Here is a 24,396-nt window from a genome sequence, read left to right on the forward strand (position 1 = left end):
TGGGGGGCGCGCCAAGCGCGGGCTTAGTGGTCAAATTCGAAATAGGTATAGCCGTTGAGGCTTTCCTTGAAGGCATTCATCATGGCCTTGCGCTCTTTGAGCGTCAGGGCCTTGCGGGACACCGCTTCCTCGACCATCATCTTGAAGGAGTTGGACATAGCAAGCGGGTCATATTCTACATAACGCAGAACTTCGGCAATTGTGTCACCCTCGACCTCGTGAATGAGGTCGAAGCCGCCGTCAGGGCGGATTTCAATGGTCGCCACATTGGTATCGCCGAACAGATTGTGCAAGTCACCCAGCGTTTCCTGATAGGCGCCGACAAAGAAGACCGCAAGGGAGTAATGCTCACCCTGCGCCAGCGCATGGACCGGCAGGGACTGGGAAATGCCGTCAGCCAGCACAAACTGATCGACTTTGCCGTCGCTGTCGCAGGTGATATCCGACAGGATCGCCCGGCGGGTTGGTTCCTCATTCAGGCGCTGGATCGGGATGATCGGGTGCAACTGATCGATCGCCCAGACATCCGGCAGAGACTGGAACAGCGAGAAGTTGGAATGATAGATGTCGGCGGTGGCTTCCAGTGCACTGACAACATCATCGGAAATCCACTCGTCGGTGCGGGCCACCTTGCGCATCTTGGAAATCAGGTGGAGATAGAGCTGCTCTGCCTTGGCCATGTCGCGCAGACCGCATTCGCCGCGACCGAAATTGCGGCGCACTTCGTCGCGATAGAAGGTGACGTCGTTGAGACATTCCTGTAGACGGGCCGGGGTGAGATAGCTTTCCACATCGCGCATGTCGCGCAGGGAGCGGCTGTCTTCCTCGGTGACTTCCACTTCTTCATCTTCGTCATATTCGGTGACGTCGAGAATGTTGAACAGCAGCATCGAGCTGTAGGCAACCGTTGCGCGGCCGCTTTCGGTGACGATGATTGGATGCTTTTCGCCCGCATCATCCATCGTGTTGCGCACCGCTTCGACGATATTGTAGCAATATTCATCGGTGGTGTAGTTGATGGAGTTTTCAGTCGATTTGTGCTCGCCGGTATAGTCGATGCCCAGACCGCCACCCAGATCGATATAATGGAGCGGCGCGCCTTCCTTGCGCAACTCGACAAAGAAGCGGCAAGCTTCGGCGGTGGAGCGGCGCACATCGAGAATATCCGGTACCTGACTGCCGAGATGGAAATGCTGCAACAGCAGGCAATCGAGATAGCCCTCATCGCGCAGACGATCGACAACGCGCAGCACGTCCGGAGATGACAGGCCAAAGGCCGAACGGTCGCCCGATGAGGAGGCCCAGTTGCCGGTGATGCGGTTGTTCAGCTTGATGCGAATGCCAAGGGCCGGACGGATTTTCAGCTTCTTGGCTTCCTCGAGAACCAGCTCCAGTTCGGACGCGCTTTCCAGCACGATGATGGTGTTGAAGCCGAGCTTGCGGGACAGAAGTGCCAGATTGATGAATTCGCTATCCTTGATACCATTGCAGATCAGCAACGCTTCGCGGGACAGGCGCTGGGACAGGGCAATGATCAGTTCGGGTTTCGAACCAACTTCAAGACCGAATTCGTGCGGCGCGCCATATTCGACGATCTTTTCGATCACATGGGCCTGCTGGTTGACCTTGACCGGGAAGACACCGCGATAGGCGGCGCTGTAGTCCAGTTCCTTGATGGCATTCTTGAAGCCATTGTTGATGCGGTCAATTTGTTGTTTGAGGCTGTTGGCCACACGCAACAGGATCGGCGAGGCAATGCCGCGTTCCTCCAGCGAGTGGAGGATCGACGTCAGATCGGTGCTCGTGGTGTCCTGACCATGGTGGGTGATCAGTCCAATATTGCCATTGTCCAGGATTTCAAAGCGTCCATTGCCCCAACGTTCAATGCCATAGATGGCTCCGGGGGTCTGTTCGTCCAAGATGCTCAATCGCCTATCCCTCATCTGAAAGTGATGCTGTGGGTGTGATGTCGGTCCAAAGGTGCGACGTTTCCTCTTGCTTCGCACGGAACTTTGTCATTTCGTTGCTGCATATGGCGAGTAGTGAGCCAGTGCAAGGGAAAACTGGATTTGCACCCAGTCTCCTTCCAAGGTCTTATGGACGCGCGACAATTATGTCGGCCCCACGTGTTTGCCGGTACTGTTCAGCCCTGTCTTTCTTGGTTAGGTTGAGTCTACGGATTTTACCGGTATCAAGACAATGATAAAAACGATCAACTGACTGGAGAGTGTTCATGGGTTATTTGAAGCAAGTCCCGAGCAAGGACGGATATTTTGGTGACTTTGGCGGCTCATTCATTCCGCCACAGCTGGAACCGCATTTCAAGGAAATCGCCGCCGCCTATGAGCGCCTCGCTGTTGATAGCTCCTATATTGCGGAACTGCGCTATATTCGCAAGCATTTCCAAGGCCGACCAACACCGGTGCAGCATGCCAAGAATCTGTCCGAGAAAATGGGCGGGGCACAAATTTATCTCAAGCGTGAAGACTTGAACCATACAGGGGCCCATAAGCTCAATCACTGTATGGGCGAAGCCTTGCTTGCCAAATTCATGGGCAAGAAAAAGCTGATTGCGGAAACCGGCGCTGGCCAGCATGGGGTGGCTCTGGCGACGGCGGCAGCCTATTTCGGTATGGAATGCGAAATCCATATGGGTGAAGTCGATATCGCCAAGGAGCATCCCAATGTGATCCGCATGAAGCTTTTGGGCGCACAGGTGGTGCCAGTGAGCTTTGGGGGTAAAACTCTGAAAGAAGCGGTCGATAGTGCCTTCATGTCCTATCTGGAACAGGCGGAAGATGCCATTTACGCCATCGGCTCGGTCGTTGGGCCACATCCTTTCCCGAAAATGGTGCGAGACTTCCAGTCTGTTGTCGGCTTTGAGGCACGGGACCAATTCTTCGAGATGACCGGCAATAATCCTGATCATGTTATGGCTTGTGTTGGTGGCGGGTCAAACGCCATGGGACTGTTTTCCGGTTTCATCGACAATGACGAGGTTCAGCTGCACGGGGTTGAGCCGCATGGCACGGGGACCGAGCTTGGCAAACATGCAGCAACCATCACCTATGGCAAACCTGGCATGATCCATGGGTTCAAATGCCTCGTGCTGACCGATGAGGCGGGTGAGCCTGCGCCGGTTCATTCCATTGCTTCTGGTCTTGATTATCCGGGTGTTGGGCCGGAGCATTCCTATTTGCATACCATCGGCAAGGTCCAATATGGCTCGGCCAGTGATGATGAAACCCTGCGTGCTTTCTACGCTCTGGGCAAATATGAAGGCATCATTCCGGCGCTTGAAAGCTCACACGCGGTTGCCTATGCCATGCGGATGGCGCCGGATCTGCCCGGGGAGAGCATTCTGGTCAATCTGTCCGGTCGTGGCGACAAGGACATCGATTATGTGACCGAGAAGTTCGGCTTCGGCGAAGATTTTGAGCTATAATCCAGAGCGCTTGCGTGATTGGGAAAGCGGCCCTCATGAGGGCCGCTTTTTTGTTTTCTGTGGCTATGAGGGCTATGGTGCGGGAGCTGAGCCCGCTTGGTGATTGCGATCCTCTCTCTGGCTCGCTTTGCGAAAAATACAAATAGGCGTTGATTTTTGAAACAAACGCTATTGTCTCCCCTCCATGGAATGGTCTAAACAGGTTTGGACCAATGCGTAGCCTTCCTGATCCCCGTGCAAGGCTCGACCATCTCACCGACATATCCGGACGGTTCCGAGACTCGTCCTGAAGGAAAGACTACCATGCCAGATTATCGTTCCAAGACTTCGACCCATGGCCGCAACATGGCTGGCGCGCGCGCTCTTTGGCGGGCGACCGGTGTTGGCAATACGGATTTCGGCAAGCCGATCATCGCGGTCTGCAACTCCTTCACCCAGTTCGTACCGGGTCATGTGCATCTGAAAGATCTGGGGCAGATGGTAGCGCGTGAAATCGAGGCAGCGGGTGGCATTGCCAAGGAGATGAACACCATCGCGGTGGATGACGGCATCGCCATGGGCCATGACGGCATGCTCTATTCCCTGCCATCACGCGAGATCATCGCGGACTCGGTGGAATATATGGCCAATGCCCATTGCGCCGATGCGCTTGTTTGCATTTCCAACTGTGACAAGATCACCCCGGGCATGCTGATGGCCGCGATGCGCCTCAATATTCCGGCGGTCTTTGTCTCCGGTGGTCCGATGGAAGCGGGCCGCGCGGAAGGCATTGACCATGGTCTCGATCTGGTTGACGCGATTGTCATGGGTACCGATCCGACCGTGTCGGACGAAATGGTCCAGAAGGTTGAGGAAGAAGCCTGCCCGACCTGTGGCTCCTGCTCGGGCATGTTCACGGCCAACTCGATGAACTGTCTGGCCGAAGCCCTTGGTCTGGCCCTGCCGGGCAACGGCACCATTGTCGCAACCCATGCAGATCGCAAGGAACTGTTCCTGAAAGCCGCCCGCACGGCGGTTGATCTGTGCAAGCGCTATTATCAGGACGAAGATGAAAGCGTTCTGCCGCGCAATGTCGCCAGTTTCAAGGCGTTTGAGAATGCGATGACGCTCGACATCGCGATGGGTGGATCGACCAACACGGTGTTGCATATTCTCGCCATGGCGCGGGAAGGGGAAATCGACTTCACCATGGCCGACATTGACCGCCTGTCACGCTCCGTACCATCGGTCTGCAAGCTGGCGCCAATGACCCAGAATTATCATATTGAAGATTGCCACCGGGCGGGCGGTATCATGGCCATTCTGGGCGAGTTGGACCGTGCGGGACTGATGCATCGGGATTGCTCGACCGTTCATCTGCCGACGCTTGGCGATGCGATCGATGCCTATGACATCATGCGTTCGCCAACGGCCGAGGTGGAACAGCTTTACAAGGCGGCACCGGGCGGTGTGCGCACGACGGAGGCCTTCTCGCAGGCCAAGCGCTACAAGGAGCTGGATCGCAACCGCGAAAGCGGCTGTATCCGCAACAAGGCCCATGCCTATAGTCAGGATGGCGGCCTTGCGGTCCTGTCCGGCAACATTGCCGAAGATGGCTGCATCGTGAAGACGGCAGGGGTTGATGAGAGCATTCTGAAATTCTCTGGCCCGGCCCACATTTTTGAAAGTCAGGATGATGCGGTGAAAGGCATCACCAAAGGCCATGTGAAGGCCGGTGAAGTGGTTGTCATCCGTTATGAAGGGCCAAGCGGCGGTCCGGGCATGCAGGAAATGCTCTATCCAACCTCTTATTTGAAAGCCATGGGGTTGGGCAAAGCATGTGCCTTGATCACCGACGGGCGCTTCTCTGGTGGCACGTCCGGCCTGTCCATCGGTCACGCCTCGCCTGAGGCGGCTTCCGGTGGAGCGATTGCCCTGATCGAGCAGGGTGACATGATCGAGATCGACATTCCGAACCGCTCCATCAATGTCGCCATTTCGGATGCAGAGCTGCAGGCCCGTCGCGATGCGATGAATGCAAGGCCTGATGGTGGCTGGAAACCGGTCGAGAAGCGTGATCGGATTGTGTCCCGCTCGCTCGAAGCCTATGGCCTGATGGCCACCTCGGCCGACAAGGGCGCTGTGCGCGACATCTCCAATCTCAAGCGGATCGACTAGAGATATTTTGCTTGTGTGACGACATTTTGGACCCGGCCTTGCACCAGTGAGGCCGGGTTTTCTTATCCCACTGGCACCAATTGCAGTCGGACAAAGGCCTCGGTCGTTGAGGTGAAAACCAGCTGAATACAAGCATTGCCGAATAGCAATTTGCCACCCACGCGAATGGTGGCTGAAATCGCATAGATGTTGCCACGCCGAATGGCATGGTGATTGTAGTTGAGGCTGAAAGCATGGGGCAGGCGGTGAATGTCGCTGATGCTCTCATTGCATAAAATGATGACCGGCGCGTCTATGTCCGAGAGGTCAAGCAATCGCACCTCCAGCTTCGCCCCGTCAGGCAAAGCCACGGGGGTGGCGGTGACCACTTCGCCCTGCAATTCACCATTGAGGATCTTGTCGAGAATGGCGTCTGCCTCATCGACCTCGTTGGGCAGGGAAAAGGGGCCAAAAGGAATGGCTGGTTCGCATGGGATGCGATCCGAGATGATGCGTTTTGGCGTGGATTGTTCTGAAAGGGCCATGGGTCACTCCAGATAGACATGCATTTGACTTGCCTGTCAGTCTGGCGATCAATTGCGGCGGGAAATCTGAGGTGAATTGGGTCATTTCAGGGTCATTTTGTGGCAACCCGAATGCGTCGGGGCCTGTCAGTGAGGTGGCTGGTGAGAAGAGGATACGCCTGCCCTGCCTGTAGGGTCGGCGTATCCAATGGCACTGGTGTGGTCCGCGACCTATTCGGAATCGCTTATGCCGGTATAGGCGTCGTTCTTGGTGATCCTGATCAACGCCTGCTCCTGAGCGAAGGCCAGATACTCAAATTCGATACCGAATTTTTCACTAGCCTGATTGAGAGCCAGAAACTCGCCATTGCGCCAGTTCGGATAGCCGTGATGCTCATCGAGAATGATCAGGGCGCCGGGGCGAATGACTGAGGCCATCTCTTCCAGAATATAGTGGGCTGATTCATAGGTGTCGCTGTCGATGTGGATCAAATCCGGTACGGCGTCGATTTCTTCAAGGAAACCGGGAAGTGTATCCTGAAACCAACCGTCGATCAGGCGCACATTGCTTTCAACGGTCGGATGATTGCCTTGCATGGACAGGCGACCTGCCTCGATCATGCCTTTCCAGTCTTCCTTTAGACCAACAAAGCTGTCAAAGCCGTGCCAGGTGTAATCGGGTGTGCGTTGGGCCATATAATTGACCGATACACCTTTATAGACACCAAATTCGATGGCCATCATGCTCTGACGGTCGAGCTTGCTGATGGCATATTTCCAAAGTGGCTCTTTGGCACCATATAGCAGCGCATTGTTCAAATGTGGCTCGATGAACTCGACAGAATCGAGAACGGCCCGCTCCCATGCTAGATGATAGATATTGAGCTGATAGGGAGCCTTGCGCAGCTCCTCATACTTCATGATTTCCAGTTGGTCGCGCGTCACTTCCATGTGTCAAAGCCTTTGCCGTTGCTGCTGTTGCCATAGATTAAATTTGATTCTGGCGCGAAACCAAAGCCTGTTTGTGTAGTATTCCTGCAGCAAAGGGGCGAATGAAGGGACGTATGAAAGCTGCTGGCGGGATGCGGTGGAGCGACATGTGACGTCTGCTCATTGAAATCACTGCAGCTTCATGCCTCCTCTGCCGCTTGCAGTGGGGCCATGGCAAAACAAGGGCATGCCTGATGATTGCATTCTCCTTACCCTGATTTATACTCCTCGTCTCAATCAGGGTAAGGAGAATGAGCAAGATGGCCAAGCAGTTTGAAACCCTCAACGAGAAGCTGACACATTTTATTTCCAAACAGCATATCTTCTTCACCGCATCTGCGACGGCGGATAGCCGGATCAATGTTTCACCCCGCGAAATCGGGGCTTTCAGGGTGGTTGACGAGTCTTGCGTTCTCTATCTCGATCGAACCGGAAGCGGCAATGAAACCTCAGCGCACCTGCTGGCTGATGGCAGGTTGACGATCATGTTCTGTGCCTTTTCCGGTGCACCGAATATCTTGCGGCTCTATGGCAAGGGCGAGGTGATCGGATGGCACGAGGATGAATTCAAAGCCCTGATTGACCAGCATTTTGACGGGGAGGTCCCCCTTGGAGCCAGAAAAATTGTCAGGCTGTCGATCGACCTGGTGCAGACATCCTGCGGCTATGGTGTCCCGCTGTTCGACCATCAGGGGGAACGCCCGTCGCTGATCAACTGGGCCGAGAATAAGGGGCCTGAAGGCATCAAGGCTTATTGGCAGGAAAAGAATCTCGAAAGCATGGACGGCCTGCCAACCGGGCTTGAGATCCCGGCTGATTGAGGCTGCCATTCAATGACAGCCTCTTTGGGCGCCACGCAGGGGCGCTGACTGGCCACGCTTGATGCTGATCATTCGCCGGTTTGCACCAGCTCCCTTGTTTTCATGAAGGTGATGTCCGGGTTGCGCTCCTTGGTATAGTCGAGCTCCCACTGGCTCTTGGCAAGGAAGACCGGGCTGCCTTCTCGGTCGCGGACAATGTTGGAGGCATTGGCCGTGAGGAAGGTTTTCATCTTGGCTTCATCAGCGCATTTCACCCAGACGGCCATATTGTAGGACAAAGGCTCGAAGTCGATATCGACGCCATATTCGGCCTTGGCGCGGGATTTGATCACGTCCAGCTGCAGGATACCGACCAGGCCAATGATCCAGTTGGAGCCGATATTGGGTTTGAAGACCTGTGTCAGGCCTTCTTCAGCCAGATCCTCCAGCGCCCGGCGCAGCTGTTTGACCTTGGAGGTATCCGGCAGACGGACGCGGCGCAGGATTTCCGGCGCGAAGGCCGGCAGGCCGGTAAACTGGAAGGTTTCGCCTTCGGTGAAGGTGTCACCCACCCGGATGGTGCCATGGTTGGGGATGCCGATCACGTCGCCCGGACCTGCGCCATGCACCACTTCGCGGTCCTGAGCAAAGAACATGATCGGGCTGTGAACCATGACATCCTTGCCGGTGCGGACCTGCTTGAGCTTCATGCCACGCTTGAAGTCGCCAGCGCAAATGCGCATGAAGGCAACACGGTCGCGGTGGTTGGAATCCATGTTGGCCTGCACCTTGAAAACAAAGCCGGAGACTTTCTTCTCGTCTGGCGTCACGATGCGCTCGGTGGTCGGGGCCGGGCGCGGGGAAGGGGCGATCTCTGCGATCAGATCGAGCAGGGCGGTCGGGCCGAAATCCTTCAGCGCCGAGCCAAAGATGACCGGCGACAAATGGCCTTCGCGGTAGCTCTCCAGATCAAATTCGGTATAACCGACCTCGGCCAACTCGATCATTTCGCGGCATTCTTCGAGCAACTGTCCATCGACCAGCGCGTCGAGCTTTTCGTCATGGATGCCGGAAGTCTCGACCACCTTGTCAAAGGCATCGCCCTTGGTACTGGCGGTGTAATATTCGCCATTGGTGATGTTGAAGCAGCCATGGAACTGGGAGCCTGAGCCGATGGGCAGGACCATTGGCGAGACATCGAGCGCCAGCGTTTCCTGAATCTCGTCCATCAGCTCGAACGGATCCTTGGCCTCCCGGTCGCATTTGTTGACCAAGGTGATGATCGGGATATCACGCAGGCGGCAGACCTCAAACAGCTTGCGGGTCTGGGTTTCGATCCCCTTGGAGGCATCGATCACCATGATGGCGCTGTCGACCGCCGTCAGGGTGCGGTAGGTATCTTCGGAAAAGTCTTCGTGGCCCGGGGTGTCGAGCAGGTTGAAGATCAGGTCGTGATGCTCAAAGGTCATGACCGACGAGGTGACCGAAATGCCGCGTTCCTGTTCGATCTTCATCCAGTCGGACTTGGCGCGCCTTTTCTCGCCGCGGGCCTTGACCTGCCCGGCCATGCGGATGGCGCCGCCGAAATAGAGCAGCTTTTCCGTCAACGTGGTCTTACCGGCATCCGGGTGGGAAATGATCGCGAAGGTGCGGCGTTTGTCGTGGCTTGCTTGCGCAGTATTGGCGGACATGAAATGCGTTTCTCTTGTGGTTGTGATCGCTTCGCTCGGCGCTCAAACGGGATTGCCCCGTGAGGCGATCAGAAGCGGACGGCCTCGAATTTGGCCGGGACAATAGGGGAGATGGGGAAAGATTGCCAGAGGAAAGATCCCCAGATTATGCGGAAGGCCTTCAATATGCTCGAAAGGGTCAATCTGGTCCTGTTAGCTGTTCTTTCAAGGGAAGGGAAAAAATGTCTTCCACCGGGCGGTCCATCAATTGGCTGATGCGCAAGGCGAGGGCAAGAGAGGGCGCATAGCGCCCATTCTCGATGGCAATGATGGTTTGTCTGCTCACATTCAATGCATCGGCGAGTGCCTGCTGGGTCATCTTGGGAGGCCCTTGACGTAACTCTCTTAAGCGGTTGACAATTTTGGACTCTGTCATGCAACTCTCGCCAGATAGAAGGCCAAAGTGAAGCGGGTGAGATAGGAGATTGCGACCATTGTGGTCAGCGTGAATACCAGACCTACCGGGTTTAACAATGAAAGGGGGCCGAAGAAATCCGGAGCATAGAGGGTTTCCAAAACAATGGCGAAAACCAGAAGCGTGATCATAAGGTCCAGAGCGCGATATCCGATTTTCTCGGCGTTGGCTTCGATCGCTTGCTCGCGCTCGTCCAACGGGTTTCTTGCGCGAGAAGTCTTTGACCAAAGCGTTGTTGCTGCCGCTGCAAGGGCTGCGGAGTAAACAATGGTCAGCAGTAAAACCGTGATCATCATGTGTTTGGCGGAGATATCGCTCCAAGCAAAGCCATCCCAAAATTGCCAGACAAGGACAGACAAAACACCAAGTGTCAAACTTGCAGCGATCAGATTGAATCTTTGAAAATGAGACATGAGACACTCCCTGCACAAAAATGTAAAGCATGCTTTACATAGTTTGGTTTCGAGAAAATGTAAAGGGTGTTTTACATTTTGGTTGGAAAGGTGGTCTCAGGGAATGTCGAAATCCGTATGGTGGATGATGGTGAATCCTTCGGTTGCTTGAGGCGGCTCGAAATGTTTGGTCATCTGGTCAAACTGCGCTTCTGTCGGGGCGAATGCGTGCTCGCCGCTCGCATTGCGGGCCAGCAGACGTTGTTTGCAAATGGTATCGGGCAGGTCAAGAAAATGCAGGCTGTGGGCACAGCTGGTCCTGTCAATCACCGCCTTCATCCAGCGACGCTGGCCAAATGTGTTGGCAGCAAAATCAAGAATGACAGGGAGGTCCTGTGCCAGTAGCTGGCCGAGCAATGGCTCCACAGCATGACGCAGCTTGGCGGAATAGGTCACATAATCGGCGATGGTTGCCATATGGTCGCCGAACAGGTCGGCGAGCCATTGGTCCTCACTGATCAGGATTGCGCCTTCAGTCGCCGCCAGATTTTTGGCAAGCGTTGATTTGCCGGACGCCATTTTCCCGGCGAAGAGGTGCAGATGGCCTTGTGGGCCTGTCTCAGCCATCACCCATTTCCTCTTGCAGGATTTCCAGCTCAAGCCATTTTTCTTCGGCTTTGGCGAGCAGTTCTTCCTGTGCTTCGAGTGCCTTGGCGGCCTTGTTGAAGGTTTCCGGGTCTTTGGCGAAAAGCTCTGGGTCTTCGAGGCGGCTGCGTAGGCGGGTGATCTTGGCTTCGATCTCTTCCATCTTGGCAGGCAGAGTTTCAAGCAGATGTTTGTCCTTGAAGGTCAGCCCCTTTTGCTGTTTGGGCTGCTGGGGCTTTTCCTTGGCAACGGATTTGTCCTCAGCCCTGACGCCTTTTTCCTTCTTGGCTGACTTGCGGGCCCCGATCCCTTCGCCACGCTGGGCGACCATGTCACTATAGCCGCCGGCATATTCCGTCCAGCGTCCATCGCCTTCGGCAAACAGGGTGGTTGAGCAGATGCGATCGATAAAGTCTCGGTCATGGCTGACCAGCAGAACGGTGCCGGAATAGTCATTGAGCACTTCCTGCAGCAGATCGAGGGTTTCAAGGTCAAGGTCGTTGGTCGGCTCGTCGAGCACCAGAAAATTCGAGGGTTTGGCGAGGGCCCGCGCCAGCATCAGGCGACCCCGTTCGCCGCCCGAGAGGACGGAAATCGGGCTGCGCGCCTGTTCGGGACGGAACAGGAAGTCCTTCATATAACCCACTACATGACGGGACGTGTCGCCCACCTGCACCATGTCGCCGCTATGGGTGGTCAGTGCTTCTTTCAGGGTCCAGTTTGGGTTGAGGCTCTCGCGTTTTTGATCAAGGGTCACCATTTGCAAATTGGTGCCGAGCTTGACCTCGCCTCGGTCCGGCTGAAGGCCTTCAGTCAACAGATTGATCAGGGTCGACTTGCCTGCTCCGTTGGGGCCGACAATGCCGATCCGGTCGCCGCGCAGGATCTCGATGGAGAAATCCTTGACAATGTCGCGGTCCCCATAGCGTTTGGCGATCTGCTTGGCCTTGATCACTGACTTGCCGGAGCTATCGCCCTCGGAGGCGTTCAGTTTGACATCGCCTTGGGGGCGGTTTTGCGCCATATGCTGTTTCTTGGAGCGCAGATTGTGCAACTCTCCAAGACGGCGGACATTGCGCTTGCGGCGGGCGGTGACGCCATAGCGGATCCAGTCTTCTTCGACGAGGATCTTCTGTTTGAGCTTCTGCTCCTCGACCTGTTCCTGTTCGAAGGTTTCGTCCCGCCACGCTTCGAAATGGGCGAAGCCACGGGAGGACCGGCGGGCCGTGCCGCGATCGATCCAGACCGTGTTGCGGGTCAGATTTTCCAAAAAGCGCCGATCGTGGCTGATGATCACCTTGGCCGACCGCATCTGTTTCAGCTCGCTTTCGAGCCATTCGATGGCAGGCAGATCAAGATGGTTGGTGGGCTCATCGAGCAGCAGAATGTCCGGCTCCGGAGCCAGTACACGAGCGAGTGCTGCCCGTCTGGCTTCCCCGCCGGAAATGTCGGACGGCTTTTCCTTGCCGGTCATGCCCAGCTCATCAAGCAGATACTGGGCGCGATAATGATCGTCGCCCGGGGCAAGGCCTTCCTCGACATAGTCCAGCACGGTGGCATAGGCAGACAGGTCCGGCTCCTGCGGCAGATAGCGCAACGTGGTGCCGGGCTGGAAGAAACGCTCGCCGTGATCAGGCTCGACAAGGGCAGCTGCGATCTTCAATAGGGTGGATTTGCCCGATCCATTGCGCCCCACCAGCGCGATGGCATCATCTTCATGCACCGCAAGTTCTGCGCCCGATAGCAGAGCCTGACCGCCAATGGCGAGGTGGATGTCCTGAATATGCAGAAGAGGAGGGGCCATGATGTTGTCTTTTGGTTGTTCGCGGGTGCGATGCCTGCAGAATTGGTGACCCTGCCTTTACCCAATGTGGAAAGTAATGACAAGTCCAATAGGCACTTGCTGCCTTGTGGGCTCGGCCGTCGTTGCAAGGGACGCAGCAGATTTTTTCCGCCAGTGACATGCGCAGACACTGTCAGAGTGGCTGTTCAGAGAAGCGGGAGTCAGGGGGCGGTTTTCTTGTCTTCACCGGGTTTGCGCATCTGCTTGATGCGGTCGGTGAGAGAGAAGACCTGCTCCCAAGGATTTTGGGCTGGGGTCGCCGCCTCGATATTGGCGGTGGAGGTGGCAGCCGCAGATGTGTCAGGGGCATCGGCCTTGGCCTCAGCCTGATCCGCCTTTTGATCGTCACTCTGGCCTGTCGTCTTGCCGTTGGATTGGCCAGTCGCCGGATGATCATCCCCGGAGGCTGTCATCTCGCTTTCAGAGGGTGCCGTTTTGGGAATGTCCTTCTCAGGTCCCTTGGCTGCTTTTTCGATGCTTGCGTCGGCCTGCTTCAGCAGGGATGGAATGGGTGATTTGACCCCTTCCTGTCTGGCTGCCATTTCGGTGATGATCGCTGCCATCGACTTCATCTGGTTGCGCAGGGCAATCTCGCCTGAGGTCAGGGGAGTATCGCTGAGTCTGGTATTGTCTTTGCCAGCCTCTTTGTCCGCTTGCTTCTTCACTTTGCGGTCCAGACGGTCGATGATCTGGTGGGCCGCTTTCAATGTGCTTTCCAGATCCGCCTTCTCCTGCTTGAGCGTGGCGATGATTGTGTCCTGTTCGTCAGATGCGCTTGTGTCGGGCTCAACCTTTTTCTGGTCTTCCAGTTGGCCGGACAGGCTGGCAATCTTGGCTTCTGCTTCCGCCCGGCGTGCTTCGGATTCCTCAAGGCGTTCGGCGGAATCATCAACCGTTGCGTTGCTCTGCTCCAATGCCCGTTCCAGACGGCGCGTGAGCGTGTCGATTTCACTGTCCTTGTCGGCCAGCTCTGATTGCAGGGCATCGATCTTTGTTTGCTGCTTGTCCTGCCGTTCCTTGAGATGCTCGTAATCGGAGCTTTTCTGTGCCAGCAATCCCTTCGTCTCGGCCAGAAGATCGGATTCCTTGGTCAGTTTGGCATTGAGCTCGTTGATTTCCTGCTTGTCGGATTCGATGCGGGCCATCTGGGCGGCCAGTTCGATTTTCTGCTCGTTGATATGGTTTTCACGCTCATCGATCGTCTCTTGCAGGGTCGCCTTGGTGTCGGCAAAGTCCTGCTCGATGTCGGCTTTGGCCTCTTCAAGCGTTGCGATGTCCGTCCGTGCGCCTGCCAGTTCTTCGGCGGTGGCTTGCCGCTTGGCCTCTGTGTCGGCAGTGGCCTGTTTCTGGTTTGCCAACGCAGTCTGCAGGTCTTCAATCTCCGCAAGGCGCTCGGTGATGGTCTGATCGCGACTTGCAAGCTTTTGGTTGAGATTGTCAATCTTCAGGGTTTGGTTGGACACCTCCTCGTGGCGGGTCTCAGCCAAGACCTCAAGGCGGCGCAACTCAATCGCCTGTTCGGCGCGTTGCATGTCCTTCTCAGCCTGCAATTCGCCATAACTGATCGGCATCTCCGCGGTGATGCGCTTTTCGGTCAAACGGACTGCACGTCGCCAGATCATGGGCAGCGCCAGCAACACCAGCAAAAGAGTGCCAACCACTCCTAGCGATATATACAATGCGATGGCAATCACGGCGCCCAATTCCTTGTTTCTGTGCGGCTTCTATCCAGCTTTTGGCAGACTACAACAGTTAGCAGTCAATCCGGATGAGTGAAATACAAAAAAGCATCACGCGCGTACATTTTGCCGGACATTTGCGAATTTGCCCGACAAAACCCTGCCAATCTGCCTCTCACTGCTTGAGGCGATATGCGCCGCATCCTGTCGTCTTGCTATCCGGGAGGCCGTTTAGAACGGGTTCCAGGTTGGCTTGCGGGTGAATTTCAGATAGCCGACATTGACCCCCAGACGGGCGCCGACACCAGAGCGGATTGGTAGGATATATTTCCTGCTCTCGGTTGCCAACACCGTGAAACCGAGACCGCCAACCAGATAGGCAGAGCCGTTCACGCCACCCCAACGACGAAAGACATAGTCGACGCTTGGAATGTTGTAGACCAGCATCATGGTGCGGTTGCCATCGGCTCCGAGGTCCCAGCCGATCGAGGGACCTTGCCAGAAGATCTTGTGGGCCCCCATATTCTTGGTGTGCAGCATGCCTTCGCCGAACCGGCCGCCGACAATCATCGCGCCGCTGCCTTCTTCACCCAGTATGTAGCCGTTAGGCAGGCCGAAGCGGGAAATGGCCTTCTCGACCAGCGAGGCCAGCTCACCGGTGACGCCGCCGAAAAAGACGTGGCCTGCATTGACGATTTCATCGGCTGAGTAATGATTATCGTTTGGCGCGCTTTGCGCCCGGGCCTGCATTGGCGTTGTAATCGTGACGGTGAGAAGGGCGACCAGCAACAGTGTGGTGCGCCAGAAATGAGCCATCAGGGGCAAAGTCTTATGAGGCATTGCATCTTTTCCTTTGAATCATCGCATCTAAAGAGTGTGACCCTCACAACAATGTGCCAAACCGGTGTTGGTTCCAGAACGGGCAGCAGGAGCGATCGTTTCTATGCCTGTCGGCTCTGAGGCGCGGCAAGCTTTTGTTTACCATACGGGTGGGATCTCGCTTAATTATTAACGAAATGATTATGGCCACCAGATTAGTCTGGATTGTGAAGAAATGATGGTCATTTCGGGTTTTGCCCGCTCCGTACCAGTCAAGCCACTCATGGGGCTTGGGTGAAAGATGGAGGGGAAATCCGTTTGTGTGATGGCAGAATGGACAGGACGATGAAGACCGCTAGGAATATGTTCTGCGATGCAAGGGGTTTTATCGGCCTGACCGTCATGAGCTTGTGCCTGCTGACAGGGTTTTGGGCCACGGAAGCCATGGCCACGGCGCAATCGCGGCGCGTGGTAACAGACTCCTTCTCCGGCTATGCCATTTACGGATATGATCCGGTGGCCTATTTCACAGATCATGCCGCCAAGCGTGGCAAACGAGAGTATGAATTTGTCTGGAATGGGGTGAGTTGGCTGTTCGAAACGCGCGCCAATCTTGAAGTCTTCAAGGCTGACCCGGACGTGTATGCGCCCGCTTATGGGGGACATGGCGCCCTGGCCATGGCACGCGGATATGCGGCGGGGTGCAATCCCACGGTCTGGGCGCTTTACGGAGACCGCCTGTTTCTGTTCTACACCCACACATCCCGTGCGGCCTGGGCCGAAGCGGTTGAGGCCCATATTCGCAAATCTGACGAGGTCTGGACCGTGCTGGAAGGCACCTTGTCGCGCTAGACAAGGTGCAGTGCAGCACGACTGGCCTGTGGACCGGCCATCTTTCCCGTGAAACTCCTCGGTTGCGGCAAGTCCGGTCTTGGCAGGGGACCTGCTTGAAGGTAATCCTCATAAAAGGAATTTTGGTCTGATTCGCGCCGGTTGCGGATCGATGCGCCCTTTGAAGCGCAAGTCGCTTGCGGTCTGTCTTCTGTCCAGATGATCAGAGACGGCAAAAGTGGTGAAGGGTGTGACAGCTTTCGAGGATGCAATGACTGGTATCGACACGCTTTCTTCCATGGACCTTGCCGCGCTGCTTTGTAGCCGCGTTTGCCATGATATTATCAATCCGGTTGGTGCAATCGCCAATGGTCTGGAAGTGCTTGAGGAAGACAATGGCGAGGAAATGCGAACCTTCGCCATGGAACTAATCGTTAAGAGCACCAGAACGGCCTCGGCAAAGCTGCAATTTGCCCGTCTGGCCTTTGGTGCTGCCGGATCCGCCGGGGCCGAAATTGATACTGGAGATGCGGAAAGCGTTGCCCGCAATTTCATGGCAGGCGAGAAAGCAGATCTGGAATGGCAAGGCACCCGTGTCCTGATGCCAAAGAATTTGGTCAAACTCTTGCTGAATCTGGTCCTGATCGGTGGGTCCACCATTCCACGGGGCGGGGTGATTAACGTGTCTTTGGAAGGGGATGCTCGCTATCCGACCTTCCGTCTGGTGTGCGAAGGCAAGCATGCGCGCATTCCCGCGCAGCTGGATCGTCTGCTGCGTGGTCGTCCTGCGGATGATCAGGGCATCGATTCCCATTCAATCCAGCCTTACTATACCGGCCTGCTCGCCCGCGAAAGCAAAATGGATCTGTCATTTGATTGGAAAGATGACGTGATTACCATTGAGGCCAAACCCGTTCACATTCCCAGCCCTGATGAAATGATCGGGGTGGCTCAGCCATCTGAAACGATTGGTTAGCGGGTAGAATTTCGCAGTAAAATACGCCTTAAGATGGTTAAAGGGTCAGCATAGTCTGGCCCTTTTTCTTATTATTTTTCCGTGCTTTATGGTGAAATACCAACAGGTTATAGGCGTATCTCTAAAGTTTATGAAATTAAGTGATTTGTTTCAGTCTAAATTAACAGTTTAGGCCGACACTGAGGCGGAATAGCTGTATTTAAGGGCTGGTTTCCGCCAAAAATCAGGGTTTTAGGCCATGGATGATCTGTTACGCGAATTTATCGAGGAAACGAACGAGAGCCTTGACGTCGTAGACGTTGAGCTGGTGAAGTTCGAGCAAGAACCGAACAATGCTCAGATTCTCGATAATATTTTCCGACTTGTGCATACCATCAAGGGAACCTGCGGGTTCCTCGGACTGCCGCGGTTGGAAAGCCTGGCACATGCCGCAGAGACGTTGATGGGCAAGTTCAGGGACGGCGCGCCGGTTACGGGAGAATCCGTGTCGGTGATCTTGTTGTCGCTGGATCGTATTAAAGAAATCATGAGCGAGCTTGAAGCGAACGAGGCGGAACCGGATGGCTCGGATGAGGATCTGATCGATCAGTTGGATCGACTGGCAGGGGTTGGCAAATATGTCGGCCAGTCCACTGCAGTGGATGCCGCTGAGCCAGCGGAAGACGCCGTAAGCGATACAACTCCTGTTGAAGCGTCAGCAGCTGAAGAAGGCAAGGACAATGCGCCGGTTGAAGTCTATCAGGTGCTTGAGCGCGAGTTGAAAGCGGGCGAGGTGTCGCTGGATGACTTGGAGCGGGCTTTCCGCGAAGCAGACGGCCCTGATGGTTTTGACGTCGCCCAAAGCGCCAAGGAAGCCGCAGAAGAAGCCGTTGCTGATGCCGCTTCGATGAAGCGTCATGGTAAGATGCCTGCTGCCAAGGCACCTGAAAAGCCGGTTGCTGCCAAGAAGAAGCAAGAGCCGAAGGCTGCTGACAAGGAAACCAAGTCTGTTGCCAATCAGTCGATCCGCGTCAATGTGGAGACGCTGGAGCATCTGATGACGATGGTGTCCGAGCTGGTGCTGACCCGCAACCAGTTGCTGGAAATTGTCCGTCGCCACGAAGATTCCGAGTTCAAGGTGCCTCTGCAGCGTCTGTCCAATGTGACCGTGGAATTGCAGGAAGGGGTCATGAAGACCCGGATGCAGCCGATCGGCAATGCCTGGCAGAAGCTGCCGCGTATCGTACGCGATCTGGCCAACGACCTGCACAAGGATATCGATCTGGTGATGGTCGGTCAGGATACCGAACTAGACCGTCAAGTTCTGGAACTGATCAAGGATCCGCTCACCCACATGGTGCGCAACTCCGCTGACCATGGTCTTGAAACCTCCGACGAGCGTGTCGCGATGGGCAAGCCTGTCAAAGGCACCATCAAGCTGTCCGCTTATCACGAAGGTGGCCATATCATCATCGATATCGAAGATGATGGTCGTGGTATCAACACCGAGAAGGTGAAAGAAAAGATCCTCAAGAACGAGCTGGCGACCGAAGCCGAGCTCGACAAGATGTCCGAACAGCAGATCAACAAATTCATCTTTGCTGCTGGCTTCTCCACCGCCGAGAAGGTGACCAATGTCTCAGGTCGCGGCGTTGGCATGGATGTCGTGCGCAACAATATCGAAGTGATCGGTGGCTCGGTTGACCTGAAGTCGGTGCCTGGCAAGGGGTCGATCTTCTCGATCAAGATCCCGCTGACGCTGGCCATTGTTTCGACCTTGCTGGTCGAAGCGTCCGGCGATCGGTTCGCAATCCCTCAGCTGTCCGTTGTTGAGTTGGTGCGTGTCCAGAACAATTCCGAGCACAAGATCGAGCGGATCAAGGATACGCCGGTTCTGCGCTTGCGCAACAAGCTGCTGCCGCTCATTCATCTGAGCAATCTGCTCGGGATCGAAGAGAAATCCGAAGAAGAGCTCAAGCTGGATGACAATGGCTTTATCGTTGTCATGCAGGTCGGTGCACAGACCTTCGGCGTCGTGGTTGATGCGGTCTTCCATACCGAGGAAATCGTCGTCAAGCCGATGGCCTCCATGCTGCGGCACCTGACCATGTTCTCCGGCAACACCATTCTGGGTGACGGGTCGGTGATCATGATCCTCGATCCGAATGGCGTCGCACAGGCCTTTGGCAGCCATGTTGGAACCGATATGGAAACCAACAAAGAACAGGCTGAGAAGGAAGCCCTGCCGGAAGAGAAGAACACCGTTTCGCTGTTGATCTTCCGTGCCGGCTCCGCAGAACCAAAGGCGGTTCCGCTGTCGCTCGTCACGCGTCTTGAGGAATTCGAAATCGAGAAGATCGAATTCTCCAATGGTCGCGACATGGTGCAGTATCGTGGTGCCCTGATGCCACTGGTTCAGGTCAACGACTTCGTTCAGCGCCGGACCGAGGGATCCCAGCCGATGCTGGTCTTCTCCGATGCCGGTCGTTCGATGGGCCTGGTGGTCGATGAGATCGTCGATATTGTCGACGAGCAGCTCAATATCGAGGTGTCGTCCGAAGTTCCGGGTATCTTGGGTACAGCCGTCATCAAGGGCAAGGCGACCGAGATCATCGATGTCGGCCACTTCCTGCCACAGGCCTTCGAGGACTGGTTCCATCGCAAGGAAATGGGCATCGAGGACGTGGTGGCCAAGAAACTGCTCTTTGTCGACGACTCGAGCTTCTTCCGCAATATGCTCGGCCCGGTCTTCAAGGCAGCTGGTTATGAAGTGACCATTTGTGCGAGTGGCAAGGAAACCCTCGCCGTACTTGAACGGGATCCGAGCTACGAAATCGTCGTCTCCGATATCGAAATGCCGGAAATGAATGGCTTCGAGCTTTGCGAGGCTATCCGTCGCCAACCGGCAACCCGTGATATTCCGATCATCGCCCTGTCATCGCTCTGCACGCCAGCTGCGATCGAACGGGGACGTCAGGCAGGCTTTAACGACTATGTGGCGAAATTCGATCGTCCGGGTCTGATTGCTTCTCTGAAAGAACAGCATATTGAACTGGGAGCTGCAGCATGACCGAGCAGTTTGTAAACGACGCTGAAGTCGAAAACATGGATGAAACCATCCAGTATGTCACCATCTACATTTCCGAACAATTGTTCGGCCTGCCGATCAGCCGGGTCCATGATGTGTTCGTGCCGGAATCCGTGACACGGGTTCCGCTGTCCCAGACAGAAATCGCTGGGGTTCTGAACCTGCGTGGGCGGATCGTTACGGCCATCGACATGCGCAGGCGGTTGGGGATTCGTCCTCTGGAAAAACAGTCCAGCATGATGGCGATCGGTATCGAGTTCAAGGAAGAATCTTATGGTCTGATCATCGACTCTGTCGGTGAAGTTCTGGATTTGAGTGAGAATAGCCGCGAAGCTGTTCCCAGCAATCTGGATCAACGCTGGGCGAGCATCGCTGCCGGGGTCCATCGGCTCGAAAATGACCTGATGGTTATTCTGGATGTCGATAAGGTGCTCGGTGAAATGGTTACAACCACCACTGTCGCGGCTTAATTGCTGAGATAAAGGTGTCTCTGGAGAGTGAATATGAAGACGTGTCTGGTTGTCGACGATTCCAGCGTTATCCGCAAAGTGGCGCGGCGGATTCTCGAAGATCTCGATTTCGAGATTTTGGAAGCAGAAGATGGCAGGGCGGCGCTGGATAGCTGCGCTGGCAACATGCCTGATGCTGTTCTGCTGGATTGGAACATGCCTGTCATGGACGGCATGGATTTTCTGGTCGAGTTGCGCAAACTCGAACGCGGCTCTGACCCGAAAGTGATTTTCTGTACCACGGAAAATGACGTTGCGCATATTGCCAAAGCCATCCGCGCGGGTGCCAACGAATATATCATGAAGCCGTTTGATCGAGAAATCGTTGAAGCAAAATTGCAGGAAGTCGGACTGATCTGATCCTGCTTTTTGGTCCCTTATGAAAGTTGAATAACATGGGTCTGATGTCCGCAACCGCTCCGGCTGCCAAGGCTGCATCGCGTCAAATCAAGGTGATGATTGTTGACGATTCTGTGGTTATTCGCGGATTGATCAGTCGCTGGGTCGAGGAAGATCCCGCTCTGGAACTGGTCGGATCGCACCGCAATGGTCGCCTCGCGGTTGAAAATATTGCCAAGAGCAAACCGGACATCGTCGTTCTCGATATCGAAATGCCGGATATGGACGGCCTGACAGCTCTGCCACTGTTGTTGCGTGGCTGTCCTTCCACCAAAATCATCATGGCGTCGACATTGACGCGCCGCAATGCCGAAATCAGCTTGCGCGCTCTGTCGCTGGGGGCAACCGACTATGTGCCCAAGCCGGAATCGAACAGTGAAATTACAACGTCCAAGAGCTTCCGCAATGAGTTGGTCGACAAGATCAAGGCGATTGGCGGCATCGAGGACGGCACTGCACCGACCTTCCGCGCGTCCCGCGGTGGCGCACCTGTCGCAAGGGCAGGGGGGGCACGGGCACTGCAAAGTCGCAAAACGCTTGCAAGTGAAGGCCCAAGACCGTCTGCTGCTGCGGCGACACCTCGAGCTGCTGCGCCGGTGGCTGGGGCCAATGGCATCGCCTTGCGCAAGCTTGGATCCGCGCGGCCGCGTGCCTTGCTGATTGGTAGCTCTACGGGAGGGCCACAGGCACTCGAGAAGCTGCTGCAAGAAATTGGCCCGCAAATGCGGTCCGTCCCTATTCTGATCACCCAGCACATGCCCGCCACTTTCACCGCTATTTTGGCGGACCATCTGGCGCGTGCTTCCGGCATGCCTTCCGCTGAGGCCAAGGATGGCGAAGTGGTGCAGAACGGGCATATCTATGTGGCGCCGGGCGGCAAGCACATGAAACTTGTCAAACAGGCCGGGCAAGCGGTCGTCAAATTGACCGATGAGCCGCCTGTCAATTTTTGTAAACCTGCCGTTGATCCATTGTTCGAGACCGCCGCCACCGTTTATGGGTCGGCTACTCTGGCAGTGATTTTGACCGGTATGGGACATGATGGCACTGCAGGTGCTCAGTTTATTGTCGATGCGGGTGGCAGTGTTCTGGCTCAGGATCAGGCGACCAGCGTTGTTTGGGGTATGCCGGGTGCGGCCGCGAATGCCGGTGTCTGTGCGGCGGTTCTGCCTCTCAACCAGATTGGCTCCAAAGTATTGCGAATTTTCAAAGGGGAGCGATAATGACACCACAAGACTATGCTTTCTTGCAGGGCTTTTTGAAACAAAAGTCCGGACTTGTGCTCTCTGAAGACAAGCAATATCTGATTGAAAGCCGTCTCATGCCTGTCGCGCGCAAAGCCGGGCTTGGGACCATTGCTGATTTGATCGTTAAGCTGCGGTCTTCAGGAGATCGCGCCTTGCAGACGGCGGTCGTCGAGGCGATGACCACCAACGAGTCCTTCTTCTTTCGCGACAAAACACCCTTTGAGCATTTCGTCGAAACGATCATTCCGCATTTGGTGCAAAATCGTCAGCGGGGCCGCGTGCGGATCTGGTGCGCGGCTGCATCAACCGGGCAGGAGCCTTATTCTCTGGCCATGTGCCTGAAGGAAAATGCTGCCAAGCTTGGTGGTTTGAGCTTCGAGATCATTGGTACCGATATTTCCCATGAAGTGCTGGAGAAGGCCAAAGCTGGCTTCTATACCCAGTTTGAGGTACAGCGCGGGCTGCCGGTGCAGTTGTTGCTTAAATATTTCAAGCAGCATGGTGAAATGTGGCAGATCTCTCCGGAGATCCGTTCGATGGTCAGCTATCGTCACTTCAATCTGCTCGACAGCTTCGCCTCGATGGGTCAGTTTGACGTGATTTTCTGCCGTAACGTGTTGATCTATTTCGATCAGGCAACCAAAACCGATATCATGAACCGTCTCGCCAAGCAGATGCCAAATGATGGCTATCTATTGCTCGGTGCAGCTGAAACCGTGGTTGGATTGACGACCTCTTTCCAGTCGGTGCCTGGTAAACGTGGCCTTTATACCAATGCTGCTGGTGCGCAGACTGGCTCTGCCGGTGGATTTGGTCAGCGGGCGCTTGCTGCCGGTGGTAGCCTTTCAGCCCAGTCTTCGGGTGCTGCGCCGGGCGCGGGCGCATCGACTTTTTCCGCCTCACGCTTTTCAAGCATCAATGGCGGTCGGAAGTAACCCAAGCCACTATCTGACAAGAATTCAAAAAGCCGTTCCCCTCAAGGGAGCGGTTTTTTGCTTGGCGTTCTGCAATCTGTGCCGAGGAGGGAAGATGGCGGCTGCCGATAAGGTCGAGTCAGGGGAGTTAGGCAAAAAAAAGCCGCCCTTTTGCAAAGGCGGCTTTTAAGGAATAGGGGAGCATTGCCAGTTTCGGGCCGTGTCAGGAGCGGGATTTGGTCGCCCTTCCTGACAGGGACTGTCCGAAGTTAGGCGCTTTCTCGCATTCCATCTTCATCTGGTTCGCGCAGAACATAGCCGCGGCCCCATACCGTTTCGATATAGTTGCGGCCGCCGGTCGCGGTTGCGAGCTTCTTGCGCAGTTTGCAGATGAATACGTCGATGATTTTCAGTTCAGGCTCGTCCATGCCACCATAAAGATGGTTGAGGAACATTTCCTTGGTCAGCGTGGTGCCTTTGCGCAAGGAAAGCAGTTCGAGCATCTGATATTCTTTGCCGGTCAGGTGGACGCGCTGGCCCTGAACTTCAACAGTTTTGGTGTCGAGATTGACCGTCAATTCGCCGGTGTTGATGACCGACTGGGCATGGCCCTTGGAGCGGCGGACGATCGCATGGATACGTGCCACCAGCTCATCCTTGTGGAATGGCTTGGTCATATAGTCGTCAGCGCCAAATCCAAGGCCACGAACCTTGTCTTCAATGCCCGCCAGGCCAGAAAGGATGAGAATAGGAGTCTTGACCTTGGAGACGCGCAAAGTGCGGAGCACTTCATAGCCGCTCATGTCTGGCAAGTTCAGATCCAGAAGAATAATGTCGTAGTCGTACAATTTGCCGAGGTCGACGCCTTCCTCACCAAGATCGGTGGTATAGACATTGAAACTCTCGGACTTGAGCATCAACTCGATGCTCTGTGCTGTGGCGCTATCGTCCTCAATTAGCAAAACTCGCATGCCAATCCCCTTTGTTTGCCTTTCCTGGGCTCGGAGCAACCTGCCTTTCTGGCGATTGCTTAGG

21 protein-coding genes are annotated in these 24,396 nt (G+C 55.4%); 10 read left to right on the plus strand and 11 right to left on the minus strand.

Annotated elements, in window-relative coordinates:
* Positions 1 to 23: 23 nt before the first annotated feature.
* Positions 24 to 1,928, minus strand: coding sequence for a biosynthetic arginine decarboxylase (speA, locus tag DSD30_RS15555; RefSeq protein WP_198662985.1), 1,905 nt, complete (start codon positions 1,926 to 1,928; stop codon positions 24 to 26).
* A 305-nt stretch (positions 1,929 to 2,233) separates the two neighbouring features.
* Here speA and trpB point away from each other — a divergent pair, with 305 nt between their 5' ends.
* Together trpB and ilvD are read left to right on the plus strand one after the other, a co-directional pair.
* Positions 2,234 to 3,445 (plus strand): tryptophan synthase subunit beta, encoded by a 1,212-nt coding sequence (gene trpB, locus DSD30_RS15560; RefSeq protein WP_114010641.1) that lies wholly within the window; start codon positions 2,234 to 2,236, stop codon positions 3,443 to 3,445.
* A gap of 303 nt (positions 3,446 to 3,748) precedes the next feature.
* Positions 3,749 to 5,602, plus strand: coding sequence for a dihydroxy-acid dehydratase (gene ilvD / locus DSD30_RS15565; RefSeq protein WP_114010642.1), 1,854 nt, complete (start codon positions 3,749 to 3,751; stop codon positions 5,600 to 5,602).
* 62 nt (positions 5,603 to 5,664) lie between these two features.
* On the opposite strand, the gene DSD30_RS15570 is transcribed toward ilvD, so the two are convergent.
* Together DSD30_RS15570 and DSD30_RS15575 are read right to left on the minus strand one after the other, a co-directional pair.
* A complete protein-coding gene (locus tag DSD30_RS15570) occupies positions 5,665 to 6,126 on the minus strand; it encodes a YbaY family lipoprotein (protein ID WP_114010643.1) in 462 nt (153 codons plus the stop codon).
* A gap of 210 nt (positions 6,127 to 6,336) precedes the next feature.
* On the minus strand, positions 6,337 to 7,056 hold the full coding sequence (locus tag DSD30_RS15575) for a class I SAM-dependent methyltransferase (protein WP_114010644.1): 720 nt from the start codon (positions 7,054 to 7,056) through the stop codon (positions 6,337 to 6,339).
* Positions 7,057 to 7,355: 299 nt separating this feature from the next.
* On the opposite strand from DSD30_RS15575, the gene DSD30_RS15580 reads away from it, so the two are divergent.
* Positions 7,356 to 7,916 (plus strand): pyridoxamine 5'-phosphate oxidase family protein, encoded by a 561-nt coding sequence (locus DSD30_RS15580; protein ID WP_114010848.1) that lies wholly within the window; start codon positions 7,356 to 7,358, stop codon positions 7,914 to 7,916.
* 68 nt (positions 7,917 to 7,984) lie between these two features.
* On the opposite strand, the gene DSD30_RS15585 is transcribed toward DSD30_RS15580, so the two are convergent.
* From DSD30_RS15585 to DSD30_RS15615, 7 genes are all read right to left on the minus strand, one after another.
* Positions 7,985 to 9,586: a peptide chain release factor 3 gene (locus tag DSD30_RS15585; protein WP_114010645.1), complete on the minus strand. Its 1,602-nt coding sequence runs from the start codon at positions 9,584 to 9,586 to the stop codon at positions 7,985 to 7,987.
* Between the two features lie 178 nt (positions 9,587 to 9,764).
* Entirely contained in the window at positions 9,765 to 10,001 is a 237-nt protein-coding gene (locus DSD30_RS15590) for a helix-turn-helix transcriptional regulator (RefSeq protein ID WP_114010646.1), read from the minus strand.
* A complete protein-coding gene (locus DSD30_RS15595; protein ID WP_114010647.1) occupies positions 9,998 to 10,453 on the minus strand; it encodes a hypothetical protein in 456 nt (151 codons plus the stop codon). Before DSD30_RS15595 ends, DSD30_RS15590 begins: the two co-directional genes overlap by 4 nt.
* Before the next feature lie 96 nt (positions 10,454 to 10,549).
* On the minus strand, positions 10,550 to 11,059 hold the full coding sequence (locus DSD30_RS15600; protein WP_114010648.1) for a P-loop nucleotide/nucleoside kinase family protein: 510 nt from the start codon (positions 11,057 to 11,059) through the stop codon (positions 10,550 to 10,552).
* Positions 11,052 to 12,881 (minus strand): ABC-F family ATP-binding cassette domain-containing protein, encoded by a 1,830-nt coding sequence (locus DSD30_RS15605; protein ID WP_114010649.1) that lies wholly within the window; start codon positions 12,879 to 12,881, stop codon positions 11,052 to 11,054. Before DSD30_RS15605 ends, DSD30_RS15600 begins: the two co-directional genes overlap by 8 nt.
* 200 nt (positions 12,882 to 13,081) lie before the next feature.
* Positions 13,082 to 14,614, minus strand: a complete 1,533-nt coding sequence (locus tag DSD30_RS15610) for a hypothetical protein (protein WP_157967732.1) — start codon at positions 14,612 to 14,614, stop codon at positions 13,082 to 13,084.
* Positions 14,615 to 14,830: 216 nt separating this feature from the next.
* A complete protein-coding gene (locus tag DSD30_RS15615) occupies positions 14,831 to 15,439 on the minus strand; it encodes a DUF1134 domain-containing protein (protein WP_425359469.1) in 609 nt (202 codons plus the stop codon).
* 324 nt (positions 15,440 to 15,763) lie between these two features.
* On the opposite strand from DSD30_RS15615, the gene DSD30_RS15620 reads away from it, so the two are divergent.
* The 7 genes from DSD30_RS15620 to DSD30_RS15650 all read left to right on the plus strand — a co-directional run bounded on the left by DSD30_RS15620 (position 15,764) and on the right by DSD30_RS15650 (position 23,382).
* Positions 15,764 to 16,270 carry a YHS domain-containing (seleno)protein gene (locus DSD30_RS15620; protein WP_157967733.1) on the plus strand — a complete coding sequence of 169 codons (507 nt, stop codon included), beginning with the start codon at positions 15,764 to 15,766 and terminating at the stop codon, positions 16,268 to 16,270.
* A gap of 250 nt (positions 16,271 to 16,520) precedes the next feature.
* Positions 16,521 to 17,225: a histidine phosphotransferase ChpT gene (chpT, locus tag DSD30_RS15625; RefSeq protein ID WP_114010850.1), complete on the plus strand. Its 705-nt coding sequence runs from the start codon at positions 16,521 to 16,523 to the stop codon at positions 17,223 to 17,225.
* Between the two features lie 238 nt (positions 17,226 to 17,463).
* Complete coding sequence (locus DSD30_RS15630) at positions 17,464 to 20,274, plus strand: hybrid sensor histidine kinase/response regulator (protein WP_114010652.1); 2,811 nt, start codon at positions 17,464 to 17,466, stop codon at positions 20,272 to 20,274.
* Positions 20,271 to 20,762: a chemotaxis protein CheW gene (locus DSD30_RS15635; protein WP_114010653.1), complete on the plus strand. Its 492-nt coding sequence runs from the start codon at positions 20,271 to 20,273 to the stop codon at positions 20,760 to 20,762. Before DSD30_RS15630 ends, DSD30_RS15635 begins: the two co-directional genes overlap by 4 nt.
* A gap of 33 nt (positions 20,763 to 20,795) precedes the next feature.
* A complete protein-coding gene (locus DSD30_RS15640) occupies positions 20,796 to 21,161 on the plus strand; it encodes a response regulator (protein ID WP_114010654.1) in 366 nt (121 codons plus the stop codon).
* 35 nt (positions 21,162 to 21,196) lie between these two features.
* A complete protein-coding gene (locus DSD30_RS15645) occupies positions 21,197 to 22,423 on the plus strand; it encodes a protein-glutamate methylesterase/protein-glutamine glutaminase (RefSeq protein ID WP_114010655.1) in 1,227 nt (408 codons plus the stop codon).
* Complete coding sequence (locus DSD30_RS15650; RefSeq protein WP_114010656.1) at positions 22,423 to 23,382, plus strand: CheR family methyltransferase; 960 nt, start codon at positions 22,423 to 22,425, stop codon at positions 23,380 to 23,382. Before DSD30_RS15645 ends, DSD30_RS15650 begins: the two co-directional genes overlap by 1 nt.
* Before the next feature lie 248 nt (positions 23,383 to 23,630).
* Here the strand turns inward: DSD30_RS15650 and ctrA are convergent, their stop codons facing one another.
* The gene (gene ctrA / locus DSD30_RS15660; RefSeq protein ID WP_114010658.1) at positions 23,631 to 24,332 is read right to left on the minus strand and encodes a response regulator transcription factor CtrA; all 702 of its coding nucleotides are present in this window, start codon (positions 24,330 to 24,332) and stop codon (positions 23,631 to 23,633) included.
* Positions 24,333 to 24,396 lie beyond the last annotated feature (64 nt).

Origin of the sequence: Cohaesibacter intestini, from assembly GCF_003324485.1 — a bacterium.
Taxonomy (GTDB): domain Bacteria; phylum Pseudomonadota; class Alphaproteobacteria; order Rhizobiales; family Cohaesibacteraceae; genus Cohaesibacter; species Cohaesibacter intestini.